This is a genomic window from Citrobacter sp. Marseille-Q5395, assembly GCF_947057495.1.
GTDB lineage: Bacteria > Pseudomonadota > Gammaproteobacteria > Enterobacterales > Enterobacteriaceae > Citrobacter > Citrobacter murliniae.
This window is the reverse complement of the sequence record NZ_CAMSEL010000004.1, coordinates 127482-153690: the sequence shown is the minus strand read 5'-3', so window position 1 is coordinate 153690 and position 26209 is coordinate 127482. Positions and strand designations below refer to the sequence as shown.

Annotated in this window: 23 protein-coding genes; 11 read left to right on the top strand and 12 right to left on the bottom strand. The window is 50.7% G+C overall.

What is annotated here, in order from left to right:
- Positions 1–227 precede the first annotated feature (227 nt).
- Entirely contained in the window at positions 228–1640 is a 1413-nt protein-coding gene (locus OH663_RS05770; RefSeq protein ID WP_200042244.1) for a hypothetical protein, read from the top strand.
- Between the two features lie 154 nt (positions 1641–1794).
- Here OH663_RS05770 and OH663_RS05765 read toward each other — a convergent pair whose 3' ends face one another.
- Together OH663_RS05765 and OH663_RS05760 are read right to left on the bottom strand one after the other, a co-directional pair.
- Complete coding sequence (locus tag OH663_RS05765; RefSeq protein ID WP_200010843.1) at positions 1795–2829, bottom strand: NADP-dependent oxidoreductase; 1035 nt, start codon at positions 2827–2829, stop codon at positions 1795–1797.
- A gap of 69 nt (positions 2830–2898) precedes the next feature.
- Positions 2899–3474 (bottom strand): helix-turn-helix domain-containing protein, encoded by a 576-nt coding sequence (locus tag OH663_RS05760; RefSeq protein WP_200010845.1) that lies wholly within the window; start codon positions 3472–3474, stop codon positions 2899–2901.
- A gap of 37 nt (positions 3475–3511) precedes the next feature.
- On the opposite strand from OH663_RS05760, the gene OH663_RS05755 reads away from it, so the two are divergent.
- Together OH663_RS05755 and OH663_RS05750 are read left to right on the top strand one after the other, a co-directional pair.
- Entirely contained in the window at positions 3512–4030 is a 519-nt protein-coding gene (locus OH663_RS05755) for a GNAT family N-acetyltransferase (RefSeq protein ID WP_045443085.1), read from the top strand.
- Complete coding sequence (locus OH663_RS05750) at positions 4027–4476, top strand: DMT family transporter (RefSeq protein WP_048221419.1); 450 nt, start codon at positions 4027–4029, stop codon at positions 4474–4476. The genes OH663_RS05755 and OH663_RS05750 overlap by 4 nt, the downstream gene beginning before the upstream one ends.
- A gap of 78 nt (positions 4477–4554) precedes the next feature.
- Here OH663_RS05750 and OH663_RS05745 read toward each other — a convergent pair whose 3' ends face one another.
- Both OH663_RS05745 and OH663_RS05740 read right to left on the bottom strand, forming a co-directional pair.
- Entirely contained in the window at positions 4555–4788 is a 234-nt protein-coding gene (locus OH663_RS05745) for a YdcY family protein (protein WP_048221418.1), read from the bottom strand.
- Between the two features lie 17 nt (positions 4789–4805).
- On the bottom strand, positions 4806–6404 hold the full coding sequence (locus OH663_RS05740; RefSeq protein ID WP_200010847.1) for an ABC transporter substrate-binding protein: 1599 nt from the start codon (positions 6402–6404) through the stop codon (positions 4806–4808).
- Between the two features lie 282 nt (positions 6405–6686).
- Here OH663_RS05740 and OH663_RS05735 point away from each other — a divergent pair, with 282 nt between their 5' ends.
- From OH663_RS05735 to OH663_RS05725, 3 genes are read left to right on the top strand one after another with little or no spacing between them, the layout of a single operon-like run.
- The gene (locus OH663_RS05735; RefSeq protein WP_200010849.1) at positions 6687–8006 is read left to right on the top strand and encodes an SrfA family protein; all 1320 of its coding nucleotides are present in this window, start codon (positions 6687–6689) and stop codon (positions 8004–8006) included.
- A gap of 4 nt (positions 8007–8010) precedes the next feature.
- Positions 8011–10992 carry a virulence factor SrfB gene (locus OH663_RS05730; RefSeq protein ID WP_200010852.1) on the top strand — a complete coding sequence of 994 codons (2982 nt, stop codon included), beginning with the start codon at positions 8011–8013 and terminating at the stop codon, positions 10990–10992.
- Positions 10989–13148: a virulence factor SrfC family protein gene (locus tag OH663_RS05725; RefSeq protein ID WP_200010855.1), complete on the top strand. Its 2160-nt coding sequence runs from the start codon at positions 10989–10991 to the stop codon at positions 13146–13148. The genes OH663_RS05730 and OH663_RS05725 overlap by 4 nt, the downstream gene beginning before the upstream one ends.
- A gap of 19 nt (positions 13149–13167) precedes the next feature.
- Here OH663_RS05725 and OH663_RS05720 read toward each other — a convergent pair whose 3' ends face one another.
- Positions 13168–13341, bottom strand: coding sequence for a GhoT/OrtT family toxin (locus tag OH663_RS05720; protein WP_136345510.1), 174 nt, complete (start codon positions 13339–13341; stop codon positions 13168–13170).
- A 192-nt stretch (positions 13342–13533) separates the two neighbouring features.
- Between OH663_RS05720 and yncL the strand changes: the two genes are divergently transcribed.
- Positions 13534–13629: a stress response membrane protein YncL gene (gene yncL / locus OH663_RS05715; protein ID WP_071828932.1), complete on the top strand. Its 96-nt coding sequence runs from the start codon at positions 13534–13536 to the stop codon at positions 13627–13629.
- Between the two features lie 367 nt (positions 13630–13996).
- Here the strand turns inward: yncL and patD are convergent, their stop codons facing one another.
- The 6 genes from patD to OH663_RS05685 all read right to left on the bottom strand — a co-directional run bounded on the left by patD (position 13997) and on the right by OH663_RS05685 (position 21103).
- Positions 13997–15424 carry an aminobutyraldehyde dehydrogenase gene (gene patD / locus OH663_RS05710; RefSeq protein WP_045443106.1) on the bottom strand — a complete coding sequence of 476 codons (1428 nt, stop codon included), beginning with the start codon at positions 15422–15424 and terminating at the stop codon, positions 13997–13999.
- A gap of 21 nt (positions 15425–15445) precedes the next feature.
- On the bottom strand, positions 15446–16252 hold the full coding sequence (locus tag OH663_RS05705; protein ID WP_045443109.1) for an ABC transporter permease: 807 nt from the start codon (positions 16250–16252) through the stop codon (positions 15446–15448).
- The gene (locus OH663_RS05700; protein ID WP_045443113.1) at positions 16242–17186 is read right to left on the bottom strand and encodes an ABC transporter permease; all 945 of its coding nucleotides are present in this window, start codon (positions 17184–17186) and stop codon (positions 16242–16244) included. The genes OH663_RS05705 and OH663_RS05700 overlap by 11 nt, the downstream gene beginning before the upstream one ends.
- Complete coding sequence (locus OH663_RS05695; RefSeq protein ID WP_200010858.1) at positions 17187–18203, bottom strand: ABC transporter ATP-binding protein; 1017 nt, start codon at positions 18201–18203, stop codon at positions 17187–17189. It abuts the gene before it with no gap.
- A 16-nt stretch (positions 18204–18219) separates the two neighbouring features.
- On the bottom strand, positions 18220–19365 hold the full coding sequence (ydcS, locus tag OH663_RS05690; protein ID WP_045443119.1) for a putative ABC transporter substrate-binding protein YdcS: 1146 nt from the start codon (positions 19363–19365) through the stop codon (positions 18220–18222).
- Positions 19366–19693: 328 nt separating this feature from the next.
- The gene (locus OH663_RS05685) at positions 19694–21103 is read right to left on the bottom strand and encodes an aminotransferase-like domain-containing protein (protein ID WP_045443122.1); all 1410 of its coding nucleotides are present in this window, start codon (positions 21101–21103) and stop codon (positions 19694–19696) included.
- Positions 21104–21270: 167 nt separating this feature from the next.
- Here OH663_RS05685 and OH663_RS05680 point away from each other — a divergent pair, with 167 nt between their 5' ends.
- From OH663_RS05680 to OH663_RS05665, 4 genes are all read left to right on the top strand, one after another.
- On the top strand, positions 21271–22674 hold the full coding sequence (locus OH663_RS05680) for a cytochrome ubiquinol oxidase subunit I (protein WP_045443300.1): 1404 nt from the start codon (positions 21271–21273) through the stop codon (positions 22672–22674).
- Entirely contained in the window at positions 22674–23684 is a 1011-nt protein-coding gene (gene cydB / locus OH663_RS05675) for a cytochrome d ubiquinol oxidase subunit II (RefSeq protein WP_200010861.1), read from the top strand. Before OH663_RS05680 ends, cydB begins: the two co-directional genes overlap by 1 nt.
- Entirely contained in the window at positions 23684–23809 is a 126-nt protein-coding gene (locus OH663_RS05670; protein ID WP_071828945.1) for a DUF2474 domain-containing protein, read from the top strand. The genes cydB and OH663_RS05670 overlap by 1 nt, the downstream gene beginning before the upstream one ends.
- Before the next feature lie 188 nt (positions 23810–23997).
- Positions 23998–24228 carry a DUF2554 family protein gene (locus tag OH663_RS05665; protein WP_200011080.1) on the top strand — a complete coding sequence of 77 codons (231 nt, stop codon included), beginning with the start codon at positions 23998–24000 and terminating at the stop codon, positions 24226–24228.
- Between the two features lie 3 nt (positions 24229–24231).
- Here the strand turns inward: OH663_RS05665 and rlhA are convergent, their stop codons facing one another.
- On the bottom strand, positions 24232–26193 hold the full coding sequence (gene rlhA / locus OH663_RS05660; protein ID WP_045443319.1) for a 23S rRNA 5-hydroxycytidine C2501 synthase: 1962 nt from the start codon (positions 26191–26193) through the stop codon (positions 24232–24234).
- Between the last annotated feature and the right edge of the window lie 16 nt (positions 26194–26209).

Here is a 26209-nt window from a genome sequence, read left to right as displayed (position 1 = left end):
TTATACAATCACAGTTAATGAGATGTGTAAGACGAATATGGAATGCTGTTACTGTAAGCAATTAGCTCATGAAATGAAGCTCATCATCATGATGAACACCTGTTCTAAAATTGAAATCACTATAAAATTTAAGATTTTTTGTTTTTTACCGCATTATATATTCATCGACAAATCCGACACTACCATAACAACATCAATGTAAAAATTTTAACATAAAAGGCTACAATATGAACGACCATGTTAATTTCCTTCTTTGTTTGCGAACTTTAATATTAAAACTCTATAAAAATAAAACCGACCTCGATGTCATAATTTTAAAAGAATATGTATTAAATAACTCAAAATATTTCACTGGCACACCTGAAACCATAAGATTTATTGATGCGCTATTCTATCTGTGTGAAGATTTTAAACGTGAAAATATAAAATCATTTTACATCATCTGCTATGATTTATATGTTTCTATTTTAGACAATACAATCATGGACATTTACTTTTTAGGTGAACAAGAAAGTTTCGTTGAATTTAAGAAAAAGATAAGCAAAAAAAATGCAAACTTTATATTCCATGATATAAAAACATATTCTTTTGATAAGAATGTTATCAAAAAAGAATTATCAGAGAGTAAGTTATCAATTTTTGCATATGATTATTCAGGAAGTACTGTTTTTTTAAAAGGCGGGATTGGAAAACCTTTTTCCTGTCATTTACATGAAAACGCAATAAAACCAAGAGAGTTGTCCATCTGGTATGATTTCCTTTCACATCAATATAATAGATTTATAGATCAAAAATTTAACACCGTCATTTTCGGTTCATCATATGCCTTCCATGCATTAACAGATATAAATTCAATACATTCGACAAGCCTTTCTATTCCAGGTCTGGATATAACAAACGCACACGATCTTTACTTTAAAACAAACACCATCAACCCTATAAACAAAACAATATTATGCTTTGGATTCTATGATCTTTACAAGGAGATTAGTAAAGGAAAATCAATTGTCTATACATATGCAAAAGAAAGCATGAATAAATTCAATGATCGATACTATAACTCAAATAAAAAAACAGAAATAAGTGACTCAAATGATACATTAATGCATAAATTCAACACGGAATCTATAGATGTTTTCATTGAGAGTATCTACATTAATCAAAGGAACATTAGTGAATGTTCTTGTCATAGTACAGAAAGTATTGCAGAAAAACTATCAACAATGCAACGTGATATAAACACTGAAAAATTTCTAAATGCAGATAAACACTATCTTGACGGGCTCGGTATTGTTGCACAACATAATAAATACAAAAAACATGCAGACTCTTTCAAGTTAAACTGCGAAAGAATCATGGATATTAAAAATGCAGCAGAAAATAATAAAAATCATGTTTACATGATAATACCTCCCGTATCAGTAGCCTATATAGAAAATCTTGATGAACAGATAAAAAACGAATGCAAACGTTTTTTCTCTTCCATAGAGTCAAAACATTTTCATATCTTTGATTTTTCTGCCGATAAAGACTTTAACTACACGGAGTTTACTGATGGCCATCATTTAAATATTAATGGAGCTATAAAATTTCGGGAAAAACTCTATTCTGCAGGAGTATTATCGAATAGAGAGTTATAAACATCCAGGATACCCCTAGTTAAGTACGCAGAAACAGGGGCATTATACCTGACAATATAGCCAGCACGAGAGGCTGGATTTAGGGCGCCTATAACTAGTTCCAGCAGAGGCAATATTTTCAATGCCGTAGGCGCCCAATCACCTACCTTAAGTATCATTCATCAGCAAGGCGAATTAAGACTTTGCCAAAGTTTTTCCCTGTGAGCAGGCCAATAAACGTTTCCGGCGCATTTTCCAGACCGTCGGTTATTTGTTCACGATACTGGATCTGGCCTTCTTTAACCCACCGCCCCATCTCTTGCTGAAATTCATGAATACGATGGCCGTAATCCTGACTAATGATAAAACCCTGCATCCGAATACGTTTTTTCAATATTGTTGCCATCAACAGCGGTAACCTGTCAGGACCAGTCGGTAACGCCGTCGCGTTATACCCACTGATCAGGCCACAAACAGGGATTCGCGCTGAGGTATTGAGTAACGGCAGAACTGCGTCAAAAACTTTGCCACCCACGTTTTCATAATAAATGTCGATCCCCTGCGGACAAGCCTGCGCCAGCTGTTTTGCGAAATCCTGCGCATGGTGATCGAGACAAATATCAAACCCGAGGACTTCTGTCGCATGGCGACATTTCTCCGCTCCGCCAGCGACACCCACTACCCGACATCCTTTGAGCTTACCGATTTGCCCAACGGTTGCGCCAACAGGTCCGGTTGCCGCCGCAACCACCAGCGTTTCTCCGGCTTTAGGCTGTCCGATATCGAGCAGGCCCATATATGCCGTAAATCCCGGCATGCCGAGCAGGCCCAGCGCCCATGAAGGATGTTCAGGGTTGTCGCCTAATTTTACCAGTCCACTGCCATCGGAAATATCGAAGTCCTGCCAACCGCTGTAGCTCAGGACCCATTCCCCCGTTTTATAGTCAGGATGTTTCGATGTGACCACCCGGCTTACGGTGCCTCCTACCATGACTGCACCAATTTCAACCGGAGGAGAGTACGACGGTTCCTCGCTCATGCGGCCACGCATGTAGGGATCAAGAGACAGAAAAACGTTGCGCAGTAAAACCTGCCCTGCACCAGGAGTCGCTACGGTATCCTCTTCAAGCCGGAAATTACCCGGTACTGGCGCACCATGCGGACGTGAAGCCAGTACCCAGCGGCGATTGCGTTGCATTTGTTGACCCATTGATGTTCTCCTCAGCTTTTGGCATGAATCCATCAATAGTAGTTCCCCTCCGGTGGAGATGCTTTCACATTAATTGCCTGCATGGTTTAACCGCACAACCAGGTAAACGCAGGATTGCGAGGTTTCATTGATAAAGCGGCAGTCATTCGGTGGACCGAGTTCCAGGCAATCACCCGCTTTCATTTCATGTCTCGTGTCTCCTTCCACAAACACTAACTCCCCCTGCTGCAACCAGATAAGCTGTCTGGCCTGCACATAGGAAGAGGCTGGCATCGGGATATCACTGCCGGCGGGCAATTCAATCTGCACCAGATCAATGGGCAGATCGCTTCGCGGGGAGACATGGCGGCGCAAATAGTGGCTTTGCGGATCGTGCCAGACAGGCTGATCGGCGAAACGCAGTAGTTTCCCTTCCTGCATTTCAGCACGTGCAATCAGCGTAGACATGCTGATGCCAAAAGCACCGGACAGTCGTCCCAGCAGCGTTGCTGTTGGACTGCTTTCGCCACGCTCAATTTTATGGATCATCGCCCGCGACACGCCTGCGCGCTCAGCAAGCTCGGTCAGCGACCATCCGCGAGATTCCCGCTCAACGCGAATTCTTGCACTGATCCGTTGATTTATACTGTCTTCAATAGTATTCATATCGTAATACTATAGTGAACAACGCCTGAGGTTCAACATGTCAATTCGATTCGCCAGCAAAGAAGACTGCACGGCCATTGCAGAAATCTATAATCACGCAGTACTCCATACGGCAGCTATCTGGAACGATCAGACGGTCGATGCCGAAAACCGGATCTCATGGTACGAAGCCCGACAGTTGATGGGATATCCAGTGCTGGTGAGTGAAGAGAATGGCGTGGTCACGGGGTATGCCTCCTTTGGCGACTGGCGTAATTTTGACGGATTCCGCCATACCGTCGAACACTCGGTGTATGTGCATCCGGATCATCAGGGAAAGGGTCTGGGACGGGCGCTACTCAGCAGGTTAATTGATGAAGCCCGCGCATGTGGCAAACACGTGATGGTGGCGGGAATTGAGTCACAGAACGAGGCATCTCTGCACCTGCACAGCACGCTAGGTTTTAAGCTGACCGCGCAAATGCCGCAGGTCGGAACCAAATTTGGTCGCTGGCTGGATTTGACTTTTATGCAACTACAACTGGACGATCGTAGCGAACCGGATGTGCGCGAATGAACCAGACGCTGACACTCTCCTTTCTGATTGCTGCAGGCATCGGTCTGGTGGTGCAAAACACCTTAATGGTGCGTATAACTCAGACCTCATCGACAATCCTTATCGCCATGTTGCTCAACTCGCTGGTGGGGATCGTGCTGTTTGTCAGCATTCTGTGGTTTAAACAAGGTGTGGCCGGATTTGGCGAGCTGGCCTCCAGTGTGCGCTGGTGGACGTTAATTCCCGGATTGCTGGGGTCGTTTTTTGTCTTCGCCAGTATTAGCGGATACCAGAACGTGGGCGCAGCCACCACCATTGCGGTACTGGTTGCCAGCCAGCTGATAGGCGGTCTGGTACTGGATATACTGCGCAGCCACGGCGTACCGCTGCGTGCGCTGGTGGGGCCGGTTTGTGGTGCGGTGATGCTGGTAGTTGGCGCCTGGTTAGTGGCGAGACGTTCGTTTTAACTGTCGAATGGCACTACGCCGTTCCGGCCTACAAATAACACGAAAATGCAGGCCGGAACCACTCTGTTCGTCAGGGTATCAAAGGATAGTACCGCCTTTGGTCAGTTGTTCACGACGAACTTCCATATCCTCTTTATATTGACGCCCATGGTGCGCGATAGCCGTTCGCAAACGCTGCTGCTGGGTGTAACGCTCTTCCCGGCTTAGCTCTGCATCATCGCTGAGCGCAATCAGCAGTTCATTCATATGCGTAATAACGCTCTCTCCAATGGCGGCGTCGACACGTGCGCTGACCTCATCCAGGTGCGACATACTTTCTCCTTAACACATTAATTTAGTTTTGCTTTTGAAAAATCACTGCCCATCAGACTCACGCTGTATCCGCTGACATTGCTGCGCGTAGCATAAAACGTCTTACCGTTTGCCAGCGCTATCCATGGTGCCTGCTGGTAGAATATCTCTTGCGATTGCTGGTAAAGCGCGGCGCGATCTTCCGGTTTGCTCACCAGTTTCGCCTTTTGAACCAGGGAATTATACTCTTTATCACACCAGCGCGCGGCGTTTGATCCAGTTTTAATACTGTTGCAACCCAACAGTACATCGGCAAAGTTATCAGGATCCCCGTTGTCAGACATCCAGCCAAACAGCGCGGTGTCATGCTCACCCTTGCGCATTCCAGACAGGTATTCTCCCCACTCGTAAGAAACGATTTTCGCCTTTACGCCGACTTTCGCCCAGTCGCTTTGGATCATCTCGGCGATACGACGGGAATTCGGGTTGTACGGACGTTGAACCGGCATTGACCACAGCGTCGCCTCAAAACCGCTCTCCAGCCCCGCCTGCTTCAGCAACGCTTTCGCTTTCTGCGGGTCGTAATCATAATCTTTCAAATCTTTATTGAAGCCCATCATATTCGGTGGGATTGGTGATTTTGCCACCGTGCCTGAACCTAAAAAGACGGCATTGATAATCGCTTTTTTATCGGTAGCGTAGTTCAGCGCCTGACGAACCAGCACGTTATCAAACGGTTTTTTTTCGGTGTTAAACGCCAGATAACCGACGTTCAGCGCATCGACAGAATGCAGTGTCAGGTCGCTATTTTTCTTAATTTCCTCAAACTGCACTGGCGCAGGCGCGGGGATAATCTGGCATTCGTTGGTTTGCAGTTTTGCCAGTCGCGTCTGTACGTTTGGCGTAATCGAGAAGATCAGATGCTTCGTCGGCACCTCGCCATCCCAGTAGTTCGGGTTAGCCAGATAGCGGATTTGTGAATCCTGCTTGTACTGTTGCAGCACGTAAGGTCCGGTACCAATCGGCCAGTTATCGACGTTTTCCGGGGTGCCTTTTTTCAGCATTGCATCCGCATATTCAGCGGAAAGAATGGATGCGAAGTCCATCCCCCAGTCGGCCAGAAATGCCGCGTTTGGTTCATTCAGCACAAACTGGACATGGTAATCATCGACCTTCTTCACTTCTTTGATCAACTTGTCCAGCCCGACATCGTTGAAGTACTCATAGTTGCCCTGCGATACTTTGTGGTACGGATGATCGGCATCTTTCTGACGTAACACAGAAAAAACAACATCATCAGCATTGAAATCGCGGGTGGGTTTAAAGAATTTATTACTGTTGAATTTTACGCCCTGACGCAGGGTAAAGGTGTACGTTTTACCGTCCGGTGAAATTGTCCAGTCGGTTGCCAGCGACGGTACAGGGGTATTTTTTACCGGATCAAAATTGATGAGCCGGTTGTACAGCACCTGCGAACTGGCCACAAACGATGGACCGGAACTGGCGATTTGCGGGTTAAATGATTCCGGCGACGCTTCAGAGCAGTAAATAATGGTGTCAGTACTGGCCGCGAATGCAGCGCCGGTTGGTAATACTGCACTGAGTGCCAGCGCGAGCAACGTTTTCCTTGCAGTCATGGTTATAAGCCTTCTTATTTTATTATTAACACGATTATCAGAGCATAGCTGACAAAAACTGACTAATAACAAATCACTATCAGGTTATTCTAATCCGGTGTATTTCGCTGATTAATTCGACAGCACAGGTGGAATAATTTCCGTTAAGTCTTTTTCAGGACGTCAAGATTTTTCCCAATACTCTATGCCATGAAAATTCGCCCCTTTTTGCCTCTCTTCTGACGTTTGCTTGTTTTCATAACCCGTAAAGTAGATGTGTGAAGAAGTCTAAGGGATAACAACGTGGCAAAAACTCTCTTGCGCAGCGGCAATTTGGATGACTATCAGGCCGTGGGCGGCGGCGGTCAGGCCGTTTTTGATTCAGCATTGCAAATTCGTGAAACGCTTCGTTTGCGTAAACAGCAGGCGATGGCGGATTGTCTGGCAATTCCACAAATTAACGACAACGGCGATCGGGTTGACTGGTATTCCCCGATCGAGGGAAAAGCTGTCGCGTGGAAAGCCGCGGATGAAGACACACGTTTGCGGGCAATGCGTTATCTGGGAAGCACCCTGGAAAATGCGGCGGCCCTGAGTCGCAAAAGCCTGCAATCGGGTAAAACCGCACTGCAACTGTTTGGTTCACTGCTCGAAAAAGCGATTCAATTTCCGGGAGAGAACCACGTTTTTCTGGTTGATGGTAAGCCTGTCATTACGTTCTGGGGCTTCGTCAATCTAAACGAAAATACCCGTGATGATGTGCTCGATTGCCTGCGAGTCAGCGATGTTCCCCCGGTCGTGCCTGCTCCGGAGCCAGAGGCTGAAGAAGATGTCACGCCGGAAATCACCTTTGCCGAGGCCGATGCACCGTTGCTGACGCCGGTCGTTGAATTGCCTGAACCTGCCGAACCCGAGCCGCAAGCTCCGGTCATCATTAGCGAACCCAAGGTTACACCGCCAACTGCACAAATACAGAGTAAGTCGACACGCCGTCTGCCGTTGTGGAGCCTTCCCGTTGCAGCGGTGATTGTCGCTGCCATAGCCGCTCCACTGTTGTGGAAGCAACAAGCTCCAGCACCAGCTGTAGCGGCTGTTGAGACACCTGTTGAGGTCGCAAGAGTTGACAGTAAACCGTTGCCAGAACTGAGATCGGTGTTGCCGTTGCATCGGGCGGAAGTCACTCCAGCAGCCAAAAAAGAAAAGCCCGTTGACGGTCCCGTTGTTATTGCCGCCATCCCAAAAGATGCGTTGGTCATGGACGCCAACCAGATGAAAGCGGGTACCACACGTTTCCTCAACGGAAACTGGCGCGTAATGGTCGATGTTAAAGATCCGGTCAGCGGCAAAGCGCCATCACTGCGTTATCAGATCCAGACTAATAAAGGCACTGCACGGGTTGTCCATGGCGACAATATTGTGTGTCGTGCAGAGATTTTCTCTGGCCTGCACCAGTCGGGCGAATTAATGATTAAGAGTCGCGGGAATGCACGATGCACTGACGGCTCGCGTTATCCGATGCCTGAAATCACCTGTAAAGCGGGAACCAACGATGTTGCGGCCTGTACCGCGCGTTATGACGATCACGCTGAGATCCCACTGACTATCAAAAAAATAGGTGCCTGATTTTATGTTGGTCAATCTGTGTGATTACAAACAGAGCGTAACGCTCATCGCTAATAGCGGCGTGCAGTTTCTCGATTTCGGACTGACTCCGCAGGAATCCGCTCACCACGGTCGTTTCGTTCGCAAAACGGCAAACGGCCCACTGCTGAGGCTGGATTTCGATCTCACAACGGGACGCTATACCCTGCCAGGTAACACCGGCGGACAACCTGAGGTGGTGAAGCCGGAAAGTACCCAGACGTTACATTATTCGCTGGACGTACTCGATGGTGTCTGGTTACCCCTGCCGTTCCTGCGTTTTAACCCACCCCGCACGTTTGTCGAAGGCCCGGATAACTGGGCTCGCATACAAGTGCGAAAGCTGGCGCAGCCAGACAGCGCAGGCAACACCCACCGCGTCACTATCGCGCTGGACAGTCAGCTTGCCGAACACGCACCAGCCGCATTGACGCCAAACGAAAACGATCTGCTTAACGGAACGCGATTTGCGCTGGCCTGGCAGGATAACGAAATTGCAGATTTCCTCGACCAGACCTGGATTGACGGCTGGTTGCGAGAGTCCTTCCTGCATCATGTCACGCAGGAAGAGAGCCGTTCAGAGCAGGAGATCCAACTGGCGCTGCGTAACTTCGAATATCAGGCGCACTGGCTGAATTTGCTGGCACTGTTAGGTGAACAGTTATCTGTCCCGGAAGTGAAGTTAGTCACGCATACCCTCAGCACCCCCGCTATTCCTGTCGATCTCATTTTAGATATCGGCAATACCCATACCTGCGGTGTATTGATTGAAGATCATGGGGATGCCAATGACGGTCTGCGCCAGACTGCTGAACTGCAGGTCCGTTCGTTAAGCGAACCTCAGTTTCTTAACGATCCGCTGTTCACCAGCCGACTGGAGTTTTCCGAAGCGCGCTTTGGTAAGCAGCACTTTTCCGTTGAAAGTGGCCGTGATGACGCCTTTATCTGGCCGTCTATCGTGCGCGTCGGCGATGAAGCCCGAAAACTGGCAATGCAGCGTTTGGGGACAGAAGGCAGCAGCGGGATCTCCAGCCCACGCCGTTATTTATGGGATGAAACGCCCGTTTTACATGACTGGCGCTTTAGTCAGATGAATGGCAAAACCCAGCGCGAACCGCTTGCCACGGCCTTTCCGTTAATGAATCTGATGAACGATGACGGACAACCGCTGTTTAGTCTGCCACAGGATGACCGGCTGCCAGTTTTCTCCCCGCAGTACAGCCGCAGTACGCTGATGACGCATATGCTGTGCGAGATTCTGGCTCAGGCTCTGGGGCAAATTAACAGCGTGGCAACACGTCTGCGCCTCGGATTCCCGGCCTCTCCACGCCAGTTGCGCACGCTGATCCTCACCCTGCCCTCTGCGATGCCAAAACAGGAGCGCGAGATCTTCCGCCTGCGCATGTTTGAAGCGATTGCCCTGGTCTGGAAAGCGATGGGCTGGCACCCGCAGGATGAAGATTTCACCACGCGCAAACAGCAGGAAAAGAGCGTGGTTCCCGTCCCGGAGATCCAGATGGAATGGGATGAAGCCAGCTGCGGACAACTGGTGTGGTTGTATAACGAAGCCATTTCGCATTATGACGGGCACACCGAATCATTCTTTAACGCTCTCTCCCGTCCGGATCGCCAGCCGGAGCCTGATGAAGTCAAAGGTCGCGCGCTGCGCGTCGCATCAATCGACATTGGCGGAGGCACAACGGATATGGCCGTCGTGCATTATCAGCTTGATGATGGCGTTGGCGCGAATGTCAAAATTACGCCGCACCTGCTGTTTCGTGAAGGATTCAAGGTTGCCGGCGATGACATGCTGCTGGATGTGATTCAGCGCTGTGTGTTACCTGCTCTGCAAACCCGGTTACAGCAGGCGGGCGTCACCGATGCCGCCGCACTGCTGGCTACGCTGTTTGGCGATTCGGGGCGCATCGACACCCAGGCAATTTTACGCCAGCAAACGGCGTTACAGCTCTTTATGCCGCTCGGTCATGCTGTGCTCTCCGCCTGGGAGCAGAGCGACATTAACGATCCGGTAGCAGGACTGCATGCCACTTTTGGCGAATTGCTGTCTCAACGTCCAACGCGCAATGTGATGAACTACATTCAACAGGCTATTGATCATGCGCTGCCGTCGGGTTCGCCAGTCTTTGACTTGCTGAGTGTCCCGTTACAGGTACAGTTCAGGCAGCTCCAGGAGGCATTGCTGGCTGGACAATTTACCCTTACTGCCCCACTGCACGCTGTCTGCGAAGCCATTTCACACTATCGCTGCGATATTTTATTAGTCACCGGCAGACCCGCCTGCCTGCCAGGCGTACAAGCGCTGATCCGTCATCTGCAACCGGTACCGGTTAACCGCATGATCTGGATGGACAACTACCGTGTACATGAATGGTATCCGTTCAGTCAGCAAGGTCGCATTGGCAATCCGAAATCCACCGCCGCCGTCGGTGCAATGCTGTGTAGTCTGGCGCTGGATCTACGCCTGCCACGCTTTAACTTTAAAGCCGCCGATATCGGTGCGTACTCTACCGTACGCTATCTTGGCGTACTGGATAATACGGTCAATACGCTGCGTGATGAGAACATCTGGTATCACGATATCGATCTCGATAAGCCAGGGGCAAAACTGGATACTCGTCTGCACTTTCCGCTGCGTGGCAACGTGACGTTAGGTTTTCGTCAACTGGCTAACAGTCGCTGGCCCGCCACTCCGCTGTATACGCTCAGTATTAACTCTGCCGAACTGGCGAAAACCATTGCTGGCGATGGCGTCTTAAATGTGCGCTTACAACTACGCGGCGGTACTAAAGAGACAGGCCCGGAATTCTTTGTTCTGAGTGATGCCTGGCTGCAGGATGGCACACCCGTTGCCGCCAATGCCTTAACGTTAAAACTGAATACGCTGGCAGACCGTCGTCATAGCGGCAGCCATTACTGGATTGATAGCGGGAGCGTGTACCTGAAATGAGCAAGATGTTAAACACCGCACAGGCCGCCATCAAATGGGTGACTGAAACACGTCAGCGTACCACACGTCTTGATGATGAAGCGGACGCTCTGTTGGCTCAGCTAACGCTGACGGCAGTTAATGAATTTGCGCTAAATGCGGCATTAACCGCGCAAGGTTGTGTTGGATTATATGGACATTCTCAACCGGCGAAAGCGCATCTGTTATCCGCCCTGTGTAGCAATGACAATGGCAAACTGAACATCACCGCCCCGGACCGTAGTTTTGATTACTTTACGCATATTAACCCCGGACATGCACCGACCAATATGGCGATCCGTTTTACGCGTAAAGAAAACCCGATTGATAGCGAATGGCCTCTGCGTCTACGGTTGATGAGTGAGGCAGAACTGGTACAACTGTTTATCGCGCAGTTCTGCTCATTACCCGACAACCGCCAGGTTGAGAGGTCAATCATTGAAGCACGACTGGAAAAATGGCAGACGCTGCGCCAGCGTCATCCAGTTCAGGGGGTTTCCGCACAAGATGTGGCGGCAATCGGCCGCTTCTGGCGAAACAGTGTTCCCTCCAGCCAGCAGCAAATTGACGATGCATTATGGCATCACTTTGCCACGCTACTTCCCGCACTGGATCTGACTACCCGGGCACACGCATGGGCGTTGCTGTGGGGGGAACAACCGGAGCTAACGCAGCAATGGCTGGCACTGGCACACACGTTGCAGCAGACCGGTCATGCGCAAGAGATAGCCGCGCCGCTAAGTTTGCTGGTCGACCATTTTGGTTTGCCCGCCGAAAACTTCCTGACCAAGGTAGCATTAACCGGAAGTGATGCACAAAGCGACGTGGTCGTTCATCCCATTGATAATAATCAGTTACTCAATGCGGTCAGCCTCTCGCTGGGCTCCCTGGCCCTGCTAACGCGTGAACTGGTACTGACAGTTGAAGACAATGTGCTTGGCAATGTAGATCTGCTGGATATTCCTCTTGCACCTGATACGCACCCGCATCCGTTGTGGCGTGCAAAATTAGGCTGGATGCTGGAACATTACCGCCAGCATCTACAACCGGATGTCTTAGTGATCTGCAATGCCGTATCTACGCGTTCACAGACGCCAGCGATTACCCGAACGCTGCTGGGTTGGGTCAACGATACCCAACCGCTGCATGATGCCGCGTTGCCTGGCGTGGTATGGGCGATTACTCCCCAGGACGCACGTTTTACTACGCAGCAAAACCTGGATGAAGCCGTTCAACAATTAATGGGCAAACCCGGATTACACTGGGGCACGTTGCAGGCACTGGACAAACACAGTGTTCAGCGACTTGTTGAATGGTTGTCTCAGGCAACGTCACCGCACCAGCGCGAGGCCCGATTGACTTCCCTTCGCGAGCAGTACCAGCAGCGCATTCGCGAAACCCTGAACACCTGGCTGAAAGTTGTTGATGAGGGATCCGGCGCGAGCGAATCAGTGATTCGCCAGTTACAGGCACAGGCGGCAAAACATGGCGAGCTGTTGGATGGTCTGCTGCCGCCAATGCGCAGTTTTGAATCTCTGCTACGCATTCAGCAGCCACGGGAAGAACAGGTCAGTGGCTTATTTAATGATGAGATCGATCTGTTTGCTGAGGTGCAGGACATATCGCATCAGCATGAGAATAAAGAAACCGGATATCAGGCGCATAAAATGTGGGTCAACCATGTACGTCAATGGTGCCGCAATGAGAATAATGCGCGACGTCTTCGCCTGGAACCCCGTACGTTGAGGCAGGTTGCCGACATACTGGTCACGACCAGCTACAGACTGCAGATGCCTCAGCAGTTACAGCGTATTATGCAACGCGAGAACGTCTGCGGGGCACAGTTGCACGCCGATATCGGTGATTTTATTACCTGGCTTGGCTATGCCAACGTAGCGGAGGAAAAGCGGCCAGCCAGCAGGATCCAAAAGGGTACGGCTATTTTTAGCGCGCCGGTGCAACAACCTATGTTCCGTCTGACAAAGCTGGATGAACAGCCGCTGCATGGTGCAAGCCGTTATGTGTACGACTGGCTGGTTGCTCTCTACACTCGTGCTAATGAGAATGTGGGCTATCAACATCCTTCAGATATTACTGAGGCAGACAGGAAACAATTGCTCGCCTTGCTCAGTACCTGAAGCGGCGGTAACGCCGCCATCAAAAAAGAGAAAACAGGAGTGCGACGGGAAAACTCATCGGCCATGTCGCCCCGACTAACACCGCACTCAGAAAGCGAATACGCTTTTTATCGCGAGATAGAAACCAGGTGATGATAGCCGCGACTGCGGCCATCACCGCATAAAAAACCAGCATTTTTTGGTACAAAGACATTTGGGGCATCCAGGCCAGAGGGGAAAATCGCGCGCAATATGCTCTTTTTCATGACTCACATCAAGTTTTATTCATTTTTTTCAGAAAAACGCCTGAAAAACACCCTGTTACCACAATGTTCAGAATGGGTACTATTGCGGTTCGTCTTAACCCGTACTATACCCATAGGGGTTAAATCGAAAGGTGGCAAAAATGAATGTTTCCAGTAAAACTGTTGTGCTGATAAATATATTTGCTGCTGTAGGACTTTTCAGCCTGATATCCGTAAGGTTCGGCTGGTTTGCGTGACGTGATTCGTGTTGATTAATTGCAGCGCCTGCTGGCAGAGAGATGGCGTTCTCTCTGCCTTTAGTATGTGATCTTCCCACTCCACCGCCATCCGGTAAATTATCCTTAATGCGTAATATCCCTAATCCTTCTGCGGCATTAAATAATAAAACCTGGCAATGTGTGTATGCTGTTCAGTAATGCATTTATGGGTGGAATTCGTGGTTCGGGAACAAGGTCCCGTTCAATGCGAAATTAGTCTGACCTCGCGGATAATTCCAACTTACCGCCGTCCAATGGCGACGAGGCCAGTGGCGCGCATAGTATAGAGACACGTTTGTCAATATTTAGCTATCCGTGCCTCTTTCACTGTTCGCGACTGAAGATTTTACTCGTGTTTGATCATCACATGCCGAACAACCGTGTAATCCTCCAGCCCGTAAACCGACATATCTTTGCCATAACCTGACTGTTTTTGTCCGCCATGCGGCATTTCACTCACCAGCGTGAAGTGGGTATTGACCCAGGTACAGCCATACTGCAAACGAGCACTTACCCGATGTGCGCGACCAACGTCCCGCGTCCAGACAGACGACGCCAGCCCGTACTTCGAATCGTTTGCCCACGCCAGCACCTGTTCTTCTTCATCAAAGACGGTCACACTAACCACCGGGCCAAAGACTTCCCGTTGAACGATGGCATCTTCCTGCTTCGCCCCTGCCAGCAGCGTCGGAGCAAAATAATAGCCACCTCCCTCCACTTTTTTACCGCCAGTGATGACTTTGATGTGGCCAAGTGCTTTGGCCTCTTCTACTGCTTTTGCCACGCGCTCAAGGTGTGCTTTTGAACTTAATGGCCCCAGTTCTGTTGATTCATCATCCGGCGCCCCGGTTTTCAGGCTGGCGACAGCCGCGCCCAGTTTTTCAACCAGCGCATCATAAATCCCCTTTTGTGCATAGATGCGGCAAGCCGCAGTGCAATCCTGTCCGGCGTTGTAATAACCAAACGTTCGCACACCATTAACGACCGCATCCAGATCGGCATCATCAAAAATAATGACTGGCGCTTTTCCACCCAGTTCCATATGCGTGCGCTTAATCGTAGGCGCGGTATGTTGAATGATGTGCTCCCCGGTCACAATGGAGCCCGTCAACGAAACCATACGCACTTTTTCATGTCCGGTCAGCGGATCGCCCACCGTTGCGCCTCTGCCGAACAGGACGTTAATGACACCTGCCGGGAAGATATCTTTCGCGTATTCCGCCAGTTTCAGCGCCGTAAGTGGCGTAATTTCTGAAGGTTTGATTACCACGCAGTTACCTGCCGCCAGCGCCGGTGCCAGTTTCCATGCAGCCATCATCAGCGGATAGTTCCATGGGGCAATAGATGCCACCACCCCCAGCGGATCCCGGCGGATCATTGACGTATGCCCTTCCAGATACTCCCCGGCAGCCGACCCGTGCAAGGTGCGAGCAGCCCCGGCAAAAAAGCGGAAAACATCCACGATGGCTGGAATTTCATCATTGAGCACACAGTGCAACGGCTTGCCGCAGTTGAGAGACTCCAGCTCAGCAAATGTTCGGGCATTGTTTGCGATGGTATCCGCCAGTTTAAGCAGGAGCTCCGATCGCACTTTCGGCGTGGTTTGTCCCCATGCCGTAAACGCATGGTCCGCAGCGCGAACGGCGGCATCAACCTGCGCAGCCGACGCCTCCGCAATTTCCAGGATAAGCTCTCCGGTCGCAGGGTTGTAAACTGGCTGCTTTTCACCTTCACCGCCGACCAGCTCACCGTTAATCAGTAATAAATGTTGCATAGCAATTTCCCATATTGTCGTTTATTTACCGTTTCCGGCGAGAGTTTCGCCTTCACGCGTTAGCCACCAGGCCCCTAAAATTGGCAGTGTTGTAACCAGCATGACCAGCAATGCCACAACGTTGGTGACAGGAACATCGCGTGGACGTCCCAATTGATTAAGCAGCCATAAAGGAAGCGTTCTTTCATGTCCGGCGGTGAACGTTGTCACGATGATTTCATCAAACGACAAAGCAAACGCCAGCATGCCACCCGCCAACAGTGCCGACGCTAAATTCGGCAATACGACATAGCGGAAGGTCTGCCAGCCGTTGGCACCCAGATCCATCGATGCTTCAACCAGACTCCATGAAGTGCGGCGAAAGCGCGCCACGACGTTGTTAAAAACCACCACCACACAAAACGTCGCATGTCCCACAACGATCGTCAGGAACCCCGGTTCCAGATTGATGGTTTTAAACGCACTCAGCAGCGCCAGGCCAGTAATAATGCCCGGCAATGCAATCGGCAAAAGCAACAACAGCGATATTGCGCTCTTGCCAAAAAAATCCCTGCGCCACAGTGCAGCCGCTGCCAACGTTCCCAGGATCAGGGCAATAGCTGTCGACAGCGCAGCAATTTTAAGTGACAACGTCACTGATTCAAGGATGTCGCTGCGCTGCGCCGCAACGCTAAACCAACGAAGCGTTAACCCCTGGGGTGGAAAACTAAAAGCAGCCTCCTCGGTATTAAAAGCATAGGTGGCAATAATGAGGATGGGAAAGTGCAGAAAAATCACGCCTCCCCATGCAGCCAGTTTGAGTAAAAAAGGTGCGCGTTCAGAGTGCATCGAAAGCTCCCAGACGCTTCACGAACGCCAGATACAGTGCAATTAAGACAATCGGCACCAGGGTGAATGCCGCCGCCATTGGCATATTGCCGATAGCCCCTTGTTGCGAATAGACCATGTTGCCGATGAAGTACCCCGGCGGTCCCACCAGTTGAGGAACAATAAAGTCCCCCAGCGTCAGCGAGAAGGTAAAGATCGATCCGGCCGCAATACCCGGAATCGCCAGCGGAAGCACCACATAACGGAAGGTTTGGCGCGGACGAGCCCCCAGATCAGCCGAAGCCTGAAGTAACGATGGCGGTAACCGCTCCAGCGCAGCCTGTACCGGCAAAATCATAAACGGAAGCCAGATATAGACAAAAACCAGAAAGCGCCCTAATCCCGACGTCGACAGTGTGTTACCCCCGATAGCTGGCAACGTCAGAAAAGCCGTCAGCACTGGCTCCAGCCCAAGATGAGTTAAAAACCACTGCGCCACACCATCTTTTGCCAGCAGCAGCGTCCACGCATAGGCTTTGACGATATAACTGGCCCACATTGGCAGCATCACCGCGATGTAAAAAAAGGCCTTCATCTTGCCGCTGGTGTAACGCGCCATATACCACGCCATCGGAAACGCCAGAATAGCGCTGGCAATAGTGACAGCTACTGCCATCGTCAGCGTTCGCAAAATGATGTCGTAATTTGCCGGATTAAACAGCGCCTGTAGATTGGCCAGCGTCAAATCTGGCGTAACTGACATGGTAAAATCGTCGAAGGTATAAAAACCCTGCCACAATAGCGTCAGTAATGAGCCAAAGTAGACGATTCCGAACCACATCAACGGTCCGAGCAGCAGCAAAAACAACCCAAAGCCCGGATTACGCCAGAAAAAACCCGTTATCCTGCTCAGGTTTGTCGACTGCACAGGTGAATGTAAGACATTCATAGCCATTCACCTCTCCTCAACCAGCGGTACCATCACGTCACGCGACCACGATGCCATCACCTGTTGGCCCGGTGACAGCGTTGCTGGCAGCGTTTCCCCTGTCAGGTTTGCCTGACTGACCAGTAATTTTTCACCGCCAGCGAGTTTTAGCTCAAACCGTGTCGCTGCCCCCTGATACTGCACCGCCTGGATAATCCCCCGAGCCTGAACCTCGCCGCCGGAATCATTTAACCGAATGTGTTCCGGGCGCAGTGAATACATGCCCTGCAGCCCACAAACATTCGCCGACATCGCCGCATCGAAGACATTTGATGTCCCCACGAAACTCGCCACAAAAGGTGTGCGTGGGCGCATATAGAGTTCACGCGGCGAATCCACCTGCTCAATACGACCGTTATTAAACACCGCTACACGATCGGACATCGACAGCGCTTCTCCCTGATCGTGCGTGACAAAAATGAAGGTAATACCAAGAGACTGCTGTAGTTTTTTTAGTTCCAGTTGCATCTGTTCACGCAACTTGAGATCCAGCGCGCCGAGCGGCTCATCCAGTAGCAGAACGCGCGGTTCATTAACCAGCGCACGGGCGATGGCCACACGCTGACGCTGCCCACCGGAAAGCTGTGACGGTTTACGTTCATAAACGAAGCCGAGCGCCACCTTTTCCAGCGCCTCACGGGCCTGAGCGTGGCGCTGTTTTTTATCAATACCTTTGACCATTAGCCCGTAGGCCACGTTGTCGAGGATCGACATGTGCGGGAACAACGCATAGTCCTGGAAAACGGTATTGACATCCCGTTCCCAGGGCGGCAAATCGCTGGCCTGTTTACCAAAAATTTTAATTGCGCCGCCAGAGAGCTGTTCGAAGCCAGCTATCAGACGCAGACAGGTGGTTTTGCCGGAGCCGGATGGCCCCAGCATAGAAAAAAATTCACCATCATTAATCGCAATACTGACCCCATCGACTGCACGAATATCCCCGTAAAGTCGTGAGACATTGTCAAATTCCACTGCGTACGTCATAAAACCCCCAGCGGAATTAGCGACCGCCCATAATGGCTATGTAATCCTGCGTCCAGCGACTGTACGGAACAAATTTCCCACCTTCTGCGATGGGCGTTTTCCAGAAAGCGATTTTGTCGAAAAAGCTATACCCATTGGTTTCACAGCCTTTTTCACCCAGAAGTGGGCTGGCTTTACAGCCTTCCGGCACAACAGGCAGAGAACCAAACCAGGCGGCAACATCGCCCTGTACTTTCGGCGTTAATGACCAGTTCATCCATTTGTACGCACAAACCGGGTGTTTCGCTTCGCTGTGCAGCATAGTGGTGTCAGCCCAGCCGGTAACGCCCTCTTTTGGAAATACGGTCGCGATCGGCTGGCCTTCACCTTTCAGGGCGTTAGCCTGATACGGCCAGGCGCTGGAAGCCACGACACCTTCGTTTTTGAAATCACTCATTTGCACGGTGGTGTCATGCCAGTAGCGGTGGATCAATGCATGCTGATCGCTCAGAACCTTAATGACCGCCTGATACTGTTTTTCAGTGAGTTGATACGGGTCGCTGATGCCCAGTTGTGGCTGAGTGGCTTTAACGAACAGCGCGGCATCTGCAATATAAATTGGACCGTCGTAAGCCTGTACGCGCCCTTTATTGCTTTTCCCGTCAGGAAGGTTTTGTTCCACAAACACCACGTTCCAGCTATCCGGCGGTGTCGGGAAGGTTTTGGTGTTGTACATCAGCAGGTTTGGCCCCCACTGATATGGCGTGCCATAGACTTTCCCACCAACGTTAAACCACTCACCTTTTACGACGCGCGGATCGATAGTTTTCCAGTTAGGGATAAGCGCTGTGTTAATAGGTTGAACGCGTTTCCCCATAATCAAACGCAGTGAAGCATCACCTGAAGCCGTTACCAGGTCATAACCGCCTTTTGCCATCAGGCTGACCATTTCGTCTGAAGTGGCCGCTGTTTTCACATTGACCGCACAACCGGTGTCCTTCTCAAACTGTGAGACCCAGTCATATTGTTTATCGGTTTGTCCACGTTCGATATAACCCGGCCAGGCAATAATATCCAGGCGGCCTTCCGGTTTATCTAATGATGTGGGGGGTTCGGCTGCATGGGCTGTCATCAGCGTCATACTGAGGGCACACAGACTACTGAGGGCAAATTGCTTGCTCATAACATCTTACTCCTGTCGAAAAATATTGAGCGGCAGCCTTGCCGTAAATATATGTCCTTTCCTAAAAATAGTCGGGGTGTCGTAAGCGTTCCTGCTGGCGCAAGGAAATTTAATCAGGTTGTGAGCTAACGCTCATTACGCCGCGGGCTCTGGCAGGATGACTAAATCTTCTGGAGTATAGACAAGGAGTTAGATGCGCAGGGGGTAATACCAATAACTATTGATATTTTGTATGGTGGCACTCGATATAAATAACTTTGTGGCCTGGCATTCGTTATTTCGAAAATAAGAACGCACTATTCTTTTATATTGAATAGCACGTTCGGTATTATTTCATCATCTCGCGAATTAATTTCCCGAGCAATTTCACTGCCTGCTCCTCGCGCTCTCCCCAGTTCCATGCGGTATTGAAGCGAAAGAAACGTGTCCAGGTCCCCGATGTTGAGAACATTTTACCTGGCGCAATACTAATATGGTGGGCCAGCGCCTGAGTACTGAGTTCCCCCGCATCGAGTGGCTCGGGCAGTTCCAGCCACAGAAAATAGCCGCTGTCGTTATGGTGAATTTTGACTTCCGCCGGAAGATGACGAAGCAGCGTTTGCCAGGCCTGCTGTTTGCGTTCTGCCAGTTGACGGCGTAACCGACGCAGATGCGCGTCATAACGCCGCGTGGACAGGTAATCCACCAGTGCAAGCTGCATTGGAGAACTGGTTGATAAGGTACTCATCAACTGGAGTCGCTGAATGCGGCGGGCATGTTTTCCTGCGGCAACCCAGCCAACACGAAATCCTGGCACCAGGCATTTCGAAAACGAAGAACAATGCAGCACTCTGTCGCCGTGATCCCAGGCCTTTGCGGGCAACGGTTTTTCACGGCCAAAGTAAAGCTCGCTATAAACGTCATCTTCAATCAGCATGACGTTATATTTTTCCAGCAATGCAATCAGACTGGCTTTTTTCTGTGCGCTGAGCGTAAAGCCAAGCGGGTTTTGACTGTTGGTCATCAACCAGCAGGCTTTTACCGGATACTCCTGTAATGCCAGTTCCAGTGCAACAAGGTCGATGCCTTCCTTTACATCAGTGGCCACAGAAAGCGCCTTCAGACGCAGTCGTTCCAGGGCCTGCAATGCACCGTAAAAACAGGGGTTTTCGACGATAACCCAATCACCCGGTTCAGTCACCGCCTGCAAACTCAGGTTGAGGGCTTCAAGCGCACCTGCGGTAATCACAATCTCATCGGGCGAAATAGTGATCCCCTGCTGAGCATAACGCCGTGCGATAGCGTGACGCAGTTCAGCATTACCCGGTGGCAGGTTTTCGATAACGCTCATGGCTGTGGCTGTTTTGCTTACCTGCGCCAGCGAACGGTTAAGCTGCTGCAAGGGAAATAAGCGGGGATCGGGGAATGCGGAAGCAAATGGCATAACAGATGCATCCCTACTGGCCTGCAACATGTCAAAAATATAGGTATTGATATCCACGGCTTCATCACGCATGACCTGCACTTGCGGTATTGAAACCTCACGCTCGGGACGTGCAGCAACATAGTAACCCGACTGCGGTCGGGCAATGATCCGTCCCTGGCTTTCCAGTAGCTGGTAAGCGTGTCCGACGGTCATAAAACTCATTCCGCTGCTTACCACCTGCTCACGCAAGGATGGCAGGCGATCGCCTGGCTGCCATACGCCAGACGCAATTTGATCGCGAATTTGTTCCGCCAGCCGCTGATACTTTTTCATTTTTCGTCCTGATATCCGGTGTCGGTGATAACCACGATGTATATCAGTTTACATAATCAACTTATTTTTTATAACTGTTATGGTTAAAAAGAACAGTTCTGTTTCTGCCCCCCGCTGTTCCCCAGGCTTAGAATTGCGCTAAATCAATTTTGCCTGCGGAGTTAAGCATGTTCGGTCTTGACGCGTTTCACCTGGCGAGGATCCAGTTCGCGTTTACGGTGTCCTTTCACATTATCTTTCCGGCTATAACTATCGGACTTGCCAGCTATCTGGCGGTACTCGAAGGTCTTTGGCTGAAGACGAAAAATCCGACCTGGCGGTCGCTGTATCATTTCTGGTCTAAAATATTTGCCGTTAACTTTGGCATGGGTGTCGTATCGGGTCTGGTCATGGCTTACCAGTTTGGTACCAACTGGAGCGGCTTTTCTGAGTTCGCTGGCAGTATCACCGGGCCATTACTGACCTACGAAGTGTTAACCGCATTCTTCCTGGAAGCGGGTTTCCTTGGTGTCATGCTGTTTGGCTGGAACAGAGTGGGACCCGGCCTGCACTTCTTTGCCACCTGTATGGTCGCGCTGGGGACCATTATCTCTACCTTCTGGATCCTGGCATCAAACAGCTGGATGCAAACGCCGCAGGGCTACGAAATTGTCAATGGACAGGTAGTGCCAGTGGACTGGTTTGCCGTCATTTTCAATCCTTCATTCCCTTATCGACTGCTACATATGTCCGTCGCAGCATTCCTCAGCAGCGCCCTGTTTGTCGCCGCGTCAGCTGCCTGGCATTTATTACGCGGTAATAACACCCCGGCTATTCGGGCCATGTTCTCCATGGCGCTGTGGATGACATTGATCGTCGCCCCACTCCAGGCGCTGATTGGTGACATGCACGGACTGAATACCCTTAAGCATCAGCCCGCGAAAATTGCAGCCATTGAAGGACACTGGGAAAACCCGCCAGGCGAACCGACTCCACTGCTGCTGTTCGGCTGGCCTGACATGGAGCAGGAACGTACCCGTTACGGGTTGGCTATCCCGGCACTGGGAAGCCTGATCCTTACGCATAGTCTGGACAAACAGGTTCCGGCGTTAAAAGAGTTTCCGAAAGAAGATCGCCCTAACTCCACCATGGTGTTCTGGTCGTTTCGTATTATGGCAGGCTTAGGCATGCTGATGATCCTGCTGGGCGCATTCGCGCTCTGGCTACGCTACAGACAGCGTTTATACACTTCGCGTCCCTTCCTGAGATTCGCGCTGTGGATGGGACCTTCAGGTCTGATTGCTATTCTTGCAGGTTGGGTCACCACCGAAGTGGGACGTCAGCCGTGGGTAGTTTATGGGCTACAACGTACAGCGGATGCGGTTTCCGCGCATGGCGATCTGCATATGAGCATCAGTTTGCTGGCCTTCTTTGTGGTTTACAGCTCGGTCTTCGGCGTGGGTTACAGCTATATGATCCGCCTGATCCGCAAAGGGCCTCAGGAAGATCCGCCGACCATCCCGCCATCAGGCACTCCTGCACGGCCGCTTTCAGCTGCGGTCCTCGATTCGCAACCTGAGGTGCTCCGCTAATGGGTATTGATTTATCAGTTATTTGGTTTGTTATCATCGTGTTCGCCACGCTGATGTATATCGTGATGGACGGTTTTGATCTCGGGATCGGCATTTTATTCCCCGCCATTCAGGATGCCGACGATCGGGACGTGATGGTCAACAGCGTGGCACCGGTATGGGACGGGAATGAAACCTGGCTGGTACTCGGTGGCGCAGGCTTGTTCGGCGCTTTTCCGCTGGCCTATGCCGTGATTGTCGATGCGCTGACCATTCCGTTAACGCTGATGCTCATAGGGTTGATTTTTCGTGGCGTCGCCTTTGAATTCCGTTTCAAGGCTACACCGGCTCACCGACCATTCTGGGATAAAGCCTTTCTGTGCGGCTCAATCCTCGCGACCTTCACCCAGGGCGTTGTTGTTGGTGCTGTTCTCAACGGTTTTTCAGTCACCGGACGCAGCTACAGCGGTGGAGCATTCGACTGGCTGACACCTTTCACGCTGTTTTGCGGAGTCGGGCTGGTTGTCGCATATGCTCTGCTCGGAGCAACATGGTTGGTTATGAAAAGCGAAAACCCGTTGCAGGATAAAATGCGCAACGTGGCAAAAAAACTGCTGCTCACACTGCTGGTCGTGATTGCCATTATCAGCCTCTGGACGCCACTGGCACACAGCGCCATTTACGAGCGCTGGTTTAGCCTGCCGAATCTGTGGTTCCTGATGCCAGTACCGGTACTGGTTGCGCTTATCAGTCTGTGGATCTGGCGCACATTGGGCCAGCAAAGCTGCCATGCAGTGCCTTTTGTGCTGACACTCGGCTTGATTTTTCTGGGTTTCAGCGGGTTGGGGATCAGTATCTGGCCGCATATTATTCCACCGTCAATTACCCTCTGGCAGGCTGCGGCACCAGCGCAGAGTCAGGGCTTCATGTTAGTTGGTGCACTGCTGATTATCCCTATAATCCTCGTTTACACCTTCTGGAGCTATTACGTTTTTCGCGGCAAAGTTCAACATGGTGAGGGGTATCATTGATGCAGCAATCGATCTGGAAACGCCTGATGTGGCTGGTGATTCTCTGGGGGGGAAGTGTGCTGGCGCTCGCTGGCGTTGGCATGTTCTTCCGTCTGTTGATGACGGCGGCAGGTTTTAAGTCCTAGGACACTGTGATTCAAGCCGGGTTGTGCTCGCACTTCCCGGAAACTCAAAATTCAAACGATTATTAAACAACTCAGTAATAATTGCCGAGTTTGCGAAACAGATGTTGCCTTTGGTCCGAATAAATATTGAAATAGTCACCAGGCGAAATTATCGCCATTTCTGTTTATTACGTACCAGAGGCTGCATGATGTTTAAGAAAGGGTTAACGGTGTTATTGCTGGCCAGCGCGCTTTTCTCCGGCCAGCTTTTCGCTTCTAATCAGGGACATGAATATCTTCAGGTACAGGATGCCGATCATTTATTACGCCACTCAGCCGACAGCGATGAATTACGTGTGACGGCGGAAGAGTCCGCCGCCGATCTACGTGAGCATCATCACTGGCTAAAATCACGCAAGCCCGATACACATTTAAGTTAATGCTTAGCCTTTACGTTTTGGCAGCGTTTTCATCAGATCTTCCGGGCTGACAGAAGCTACAACGCTACCCGGCAACGGCATTTTCAGAATGTGATGCTTAATCTTGCCGATAACGTGCATTTCGCACGGTCGGCAATCAAATTTTAGCGTCAGAACTTCATCACCATTGACCAGTTGCATTGGAGTCGCTTTCCAGCTTTTGATATTTCCTTTTGCCTGTTTCGGGCACAGATTGAAGGCAAAACGCAGGCAGTGCTTGGTGATCATTACCGGGACGTCACCTTTTTCTTCATGTGCCTCATAAGCGGCATCAATCAACTGGACACCATAACGGTGATAAAACTCACGCGCTTTATGGTTATAAACGTTCGCCAGAAAACTCAGATGCGTTTGTGGATACACCGGTGCCGGTTCGGAAACAGGTTTACGGCAGCCACGCTGATAACTGGCCAGACGAGCGGCATCCAGCATATCTACAGCTTCACGCCGGAACTGATTGAGTTGCCCGTTCGGTACGAACAGCGCCCCCGGCAAATTGACCTGAATATCGCGGGCGTAATAGAGCGTTTGCCCCAGTTTTGCCAGGCCATCCTGCAAATTACTCAACGCTTTTTCCGCATTGTTAGCTTCTTCAAACAGGCCGTCCAACGTATGGGTAATACTCACGCCCTCTTCACTGGTGAGCGTCAGGATCAACTGCTCCTGCCAGCCGCCCAGCTCAATATCTACCGCCACCCGGCGTTCGCTGGACGTCTTGGTTAACGCTTGTTGCCAGTTATGATCGAGATTGCGGTTCAGCGGATGGTGCGGGCGAACTTTGTGCAGATCGGCAGGCATGTCATTCGGCCAGACCCGATAACGGTTGTGTCCCGTTTTTTCCACCGTATTAGCCCGAAACCCTACCACATCACGTTTAATTAACACGTTCAGGCCATCGCCGTTCGCCAGCGGTTCCGTCACCTCAACATCAAGATGGTCTTTCGCAACTTTCAGCACTTCTCCGACGGGCAGACCTATAAATTTCGGTGAGTCGAAAGCACCGATATCCCCTTTCCGGGCGTTAACAAAATAATCGGTGCTGCCACGGTGGAAAGTTTTTTCCGTGGAGGGAGTAAAGAAATGCTCAGTTCGCCCCGCAGAAGCCCGGGCCAGATCGCCCCGCTCTTCGATTATCGCATCCAGCATCTGCCGATAATGTGCTGTAATGTTTTTCACATAGCTCATATCTTTGTAGCGACCTTCAATTTTGAAGGACCGCACACCCGCATCAATCAACGCGCCGAGATTGGCGGTTTGATCGTTATCTTTCATCGACAACAGATGTTTTTCATATGACACCACGCGGCCCTGATCGTCTTTCAGGGTATATGGCAAGCGACAGGCCTGAGAGCAATCCCCACGGTTAGCACTGCGGCCAGTCTGGGCATGGGAGATATAGCACTGACCGGAATACGCCACGCACAACGCACCGTGAATAAAAAACTCAATGGTAGCGTCTGTGGACTGATGAATAGCGCTAATTTGTTCAAGGCTTAATTCCCGCGCCAGTACAATCTGGGTGAATCCGACGTCAGAGAGAAATTTCGCCTTCTCTACAGTACGGATATCGCACTGGGTACTGGCATGCAGTTCAATAGGGGGAATATCCAGTTCCAGTATCCCCATATCCTGCACAATTAACGCGTCAACGCCGGTTTGATACAGATCGGTAATTAACCGCTGCGCGGGTTCCAGCTCATCATCATGCAGGATCGTATTCAGCGTCACAAAAATTTTCGCCCCATAACGATGGGCAAAAGGCACCAGATCAGCGATATCTTTCAGGCTGTTGCTGGCATTATGACGTGCCCCAAAACCGGGACCGCCAATGTATACGGCATCTGCGCCGTGTAAAATGGCTTCGCGTGCAATCGCGGTATCACGGGCCGGGCTTAACAGTTCAAGGCGATGAGGTTGCTGACGCATACAGTTGTTACCATCC

Coding starts and splice junctions, on each gene's coding strand:
- OH663_RS05770 (WP_200042244.1), top strand. CDS start 228: ATGAACGACCATGTTAATTTCCTTCTTTGTTTGCGAACTTTAATATTA.
- OH663_RS05765 (WP_200010843.1), bottom strand. CDS start 2,829: ATGGGTCAACAAATGCAACGCAATCGCCGCTGGGTACTGGCTTCACGT.
- OH663_RS05760 (WP_200010845.1), bottom strand. CDS start 3,474: ATGAATACTATTGAAGACAGTATAAATCAACGGATCAGTGCAAGAATT.
- OH663_RS05755 (WP_045443085.1), top strand. CDS start 3,512: ATGTCAATTCGATTCGCCAGCAAAGAAGACTGCACGGCCATTGCAGAA.
- OH663_RS05750 (WP_048221419.1), top strand. CDS start 4,027: ATGAACCAGACGCTGACACTCTCCTTTCTGATTGCTGCAGGCATCGGT.
- OH663_RS05745 (WP_048221418.1), bottom strand. CDS start 4,788: ATGTCGCACCTGGATGAGGTCAGCGCACGTGTCGACGCCGCCATTGGA.
- OH663_RS05740 (WP_200010847.1), bottom strand. CDS start 6,404: ATGACTGCAAGGAAAACGTTGCTCGCGCTGGCACTCAGTGCAGTATTA.
- OH663_RS05730 (WP_200010852.1), top strand. CDS start 8,011: ATGTTGGTCAATCTGTGTGATTACAAACAGAGCGTAACGCTCATCGCT.
- OH663_RS05725 (WP_200010855.1), top strand. CDS start 10,989: ATGAGCAAGATGTTAAACACCGCACAGGCCGCCATCAAATGGGTGACT.
- OH663_RS05720 (WP_136345510.1), bottom strand. CDS start 13,341: ATGTCTTTGTACCAAAAAATGCTGGTTTTTTATGCGGTGATGGCCGCA.
- yncL (WP_071828932.1), top strand. CDS start 13,534: ATGAATGTTTCCAGTAAAACTGTTGTGCTGATAAATATATTTGCTGCT.
- patD (WP_045443106.1), bottom strand. CDS start 15,424: ATGCAACATTTATTACTGATTAACGGTGAGCTGGTCGGCGGTGAAGGT.
- OH663_RS05705 (WP_045443109.1), bottom strand. CDS start 16,252: ATGCACTCTGAACGCGCACCTTTTTTACTCAAACTGGCTGCATGGGGA.
- OH663_RS05700 (WP_045443113.1), bottom strand. CDS start 17,186: ATGGCTATGAATGTCTTACATTCACCTGTGCAGTCGACAAACCTGAGC.
- OH663_RS05695 (WP_200010858.1), bottom strand. CDS start 18,203: ATGACGTACGCAGTGGAATTTGACAATGTCTCACGACTTTACGGGGAT.
- ydcS (WP_045443119.1), bottom strand. CDS start 19,365: ATGAGCAAGCAATTTGCCCTCAGTAGTCTGTGTGCCCTCAGTATGACG.
- OH663_RS05685 (WP_045443122.1), bottom strand. CDS start 21,103: ATGAAAAAGTATCAGCGGCTGGCGGAACAAATTCGCGATCAAATTGCG.
- OH663_RS05680 (WP_045443300.1), top strand. CDS start 21,271: ATGTTCGGTCTTGACGCGTTTCACCTGGCGAGGATCCAGTTCGCGTTT.
- cydB (WP_200010861.1), top strand. CDS start 22,674: ATGGGTATTGATTTATCAGTTATTTGGTTTGTTATCATCGTGTTCGCC.
- OH663_RS05670 (WP_071828945.1), top strand. CDS start 23,684: ATGCAGCAATCGATCTGGAAACGCCTGATGTGGCTGGTGATTCTCTGG.
- OH663_RS05665 (WP_200011080.1), top strand. CDS start 23,998: ATGTTTAAGAAAGGGTTAACGGTGTTATTGCTGGCCAGCGCGCTTTTC.
- rlhA (WP_045443319.1), bottom strand. CDS start 26,193: ATGCGTCAGCAACCTCATCGCCTTGAACTGTTAAGCCCGGCCCGTGAT.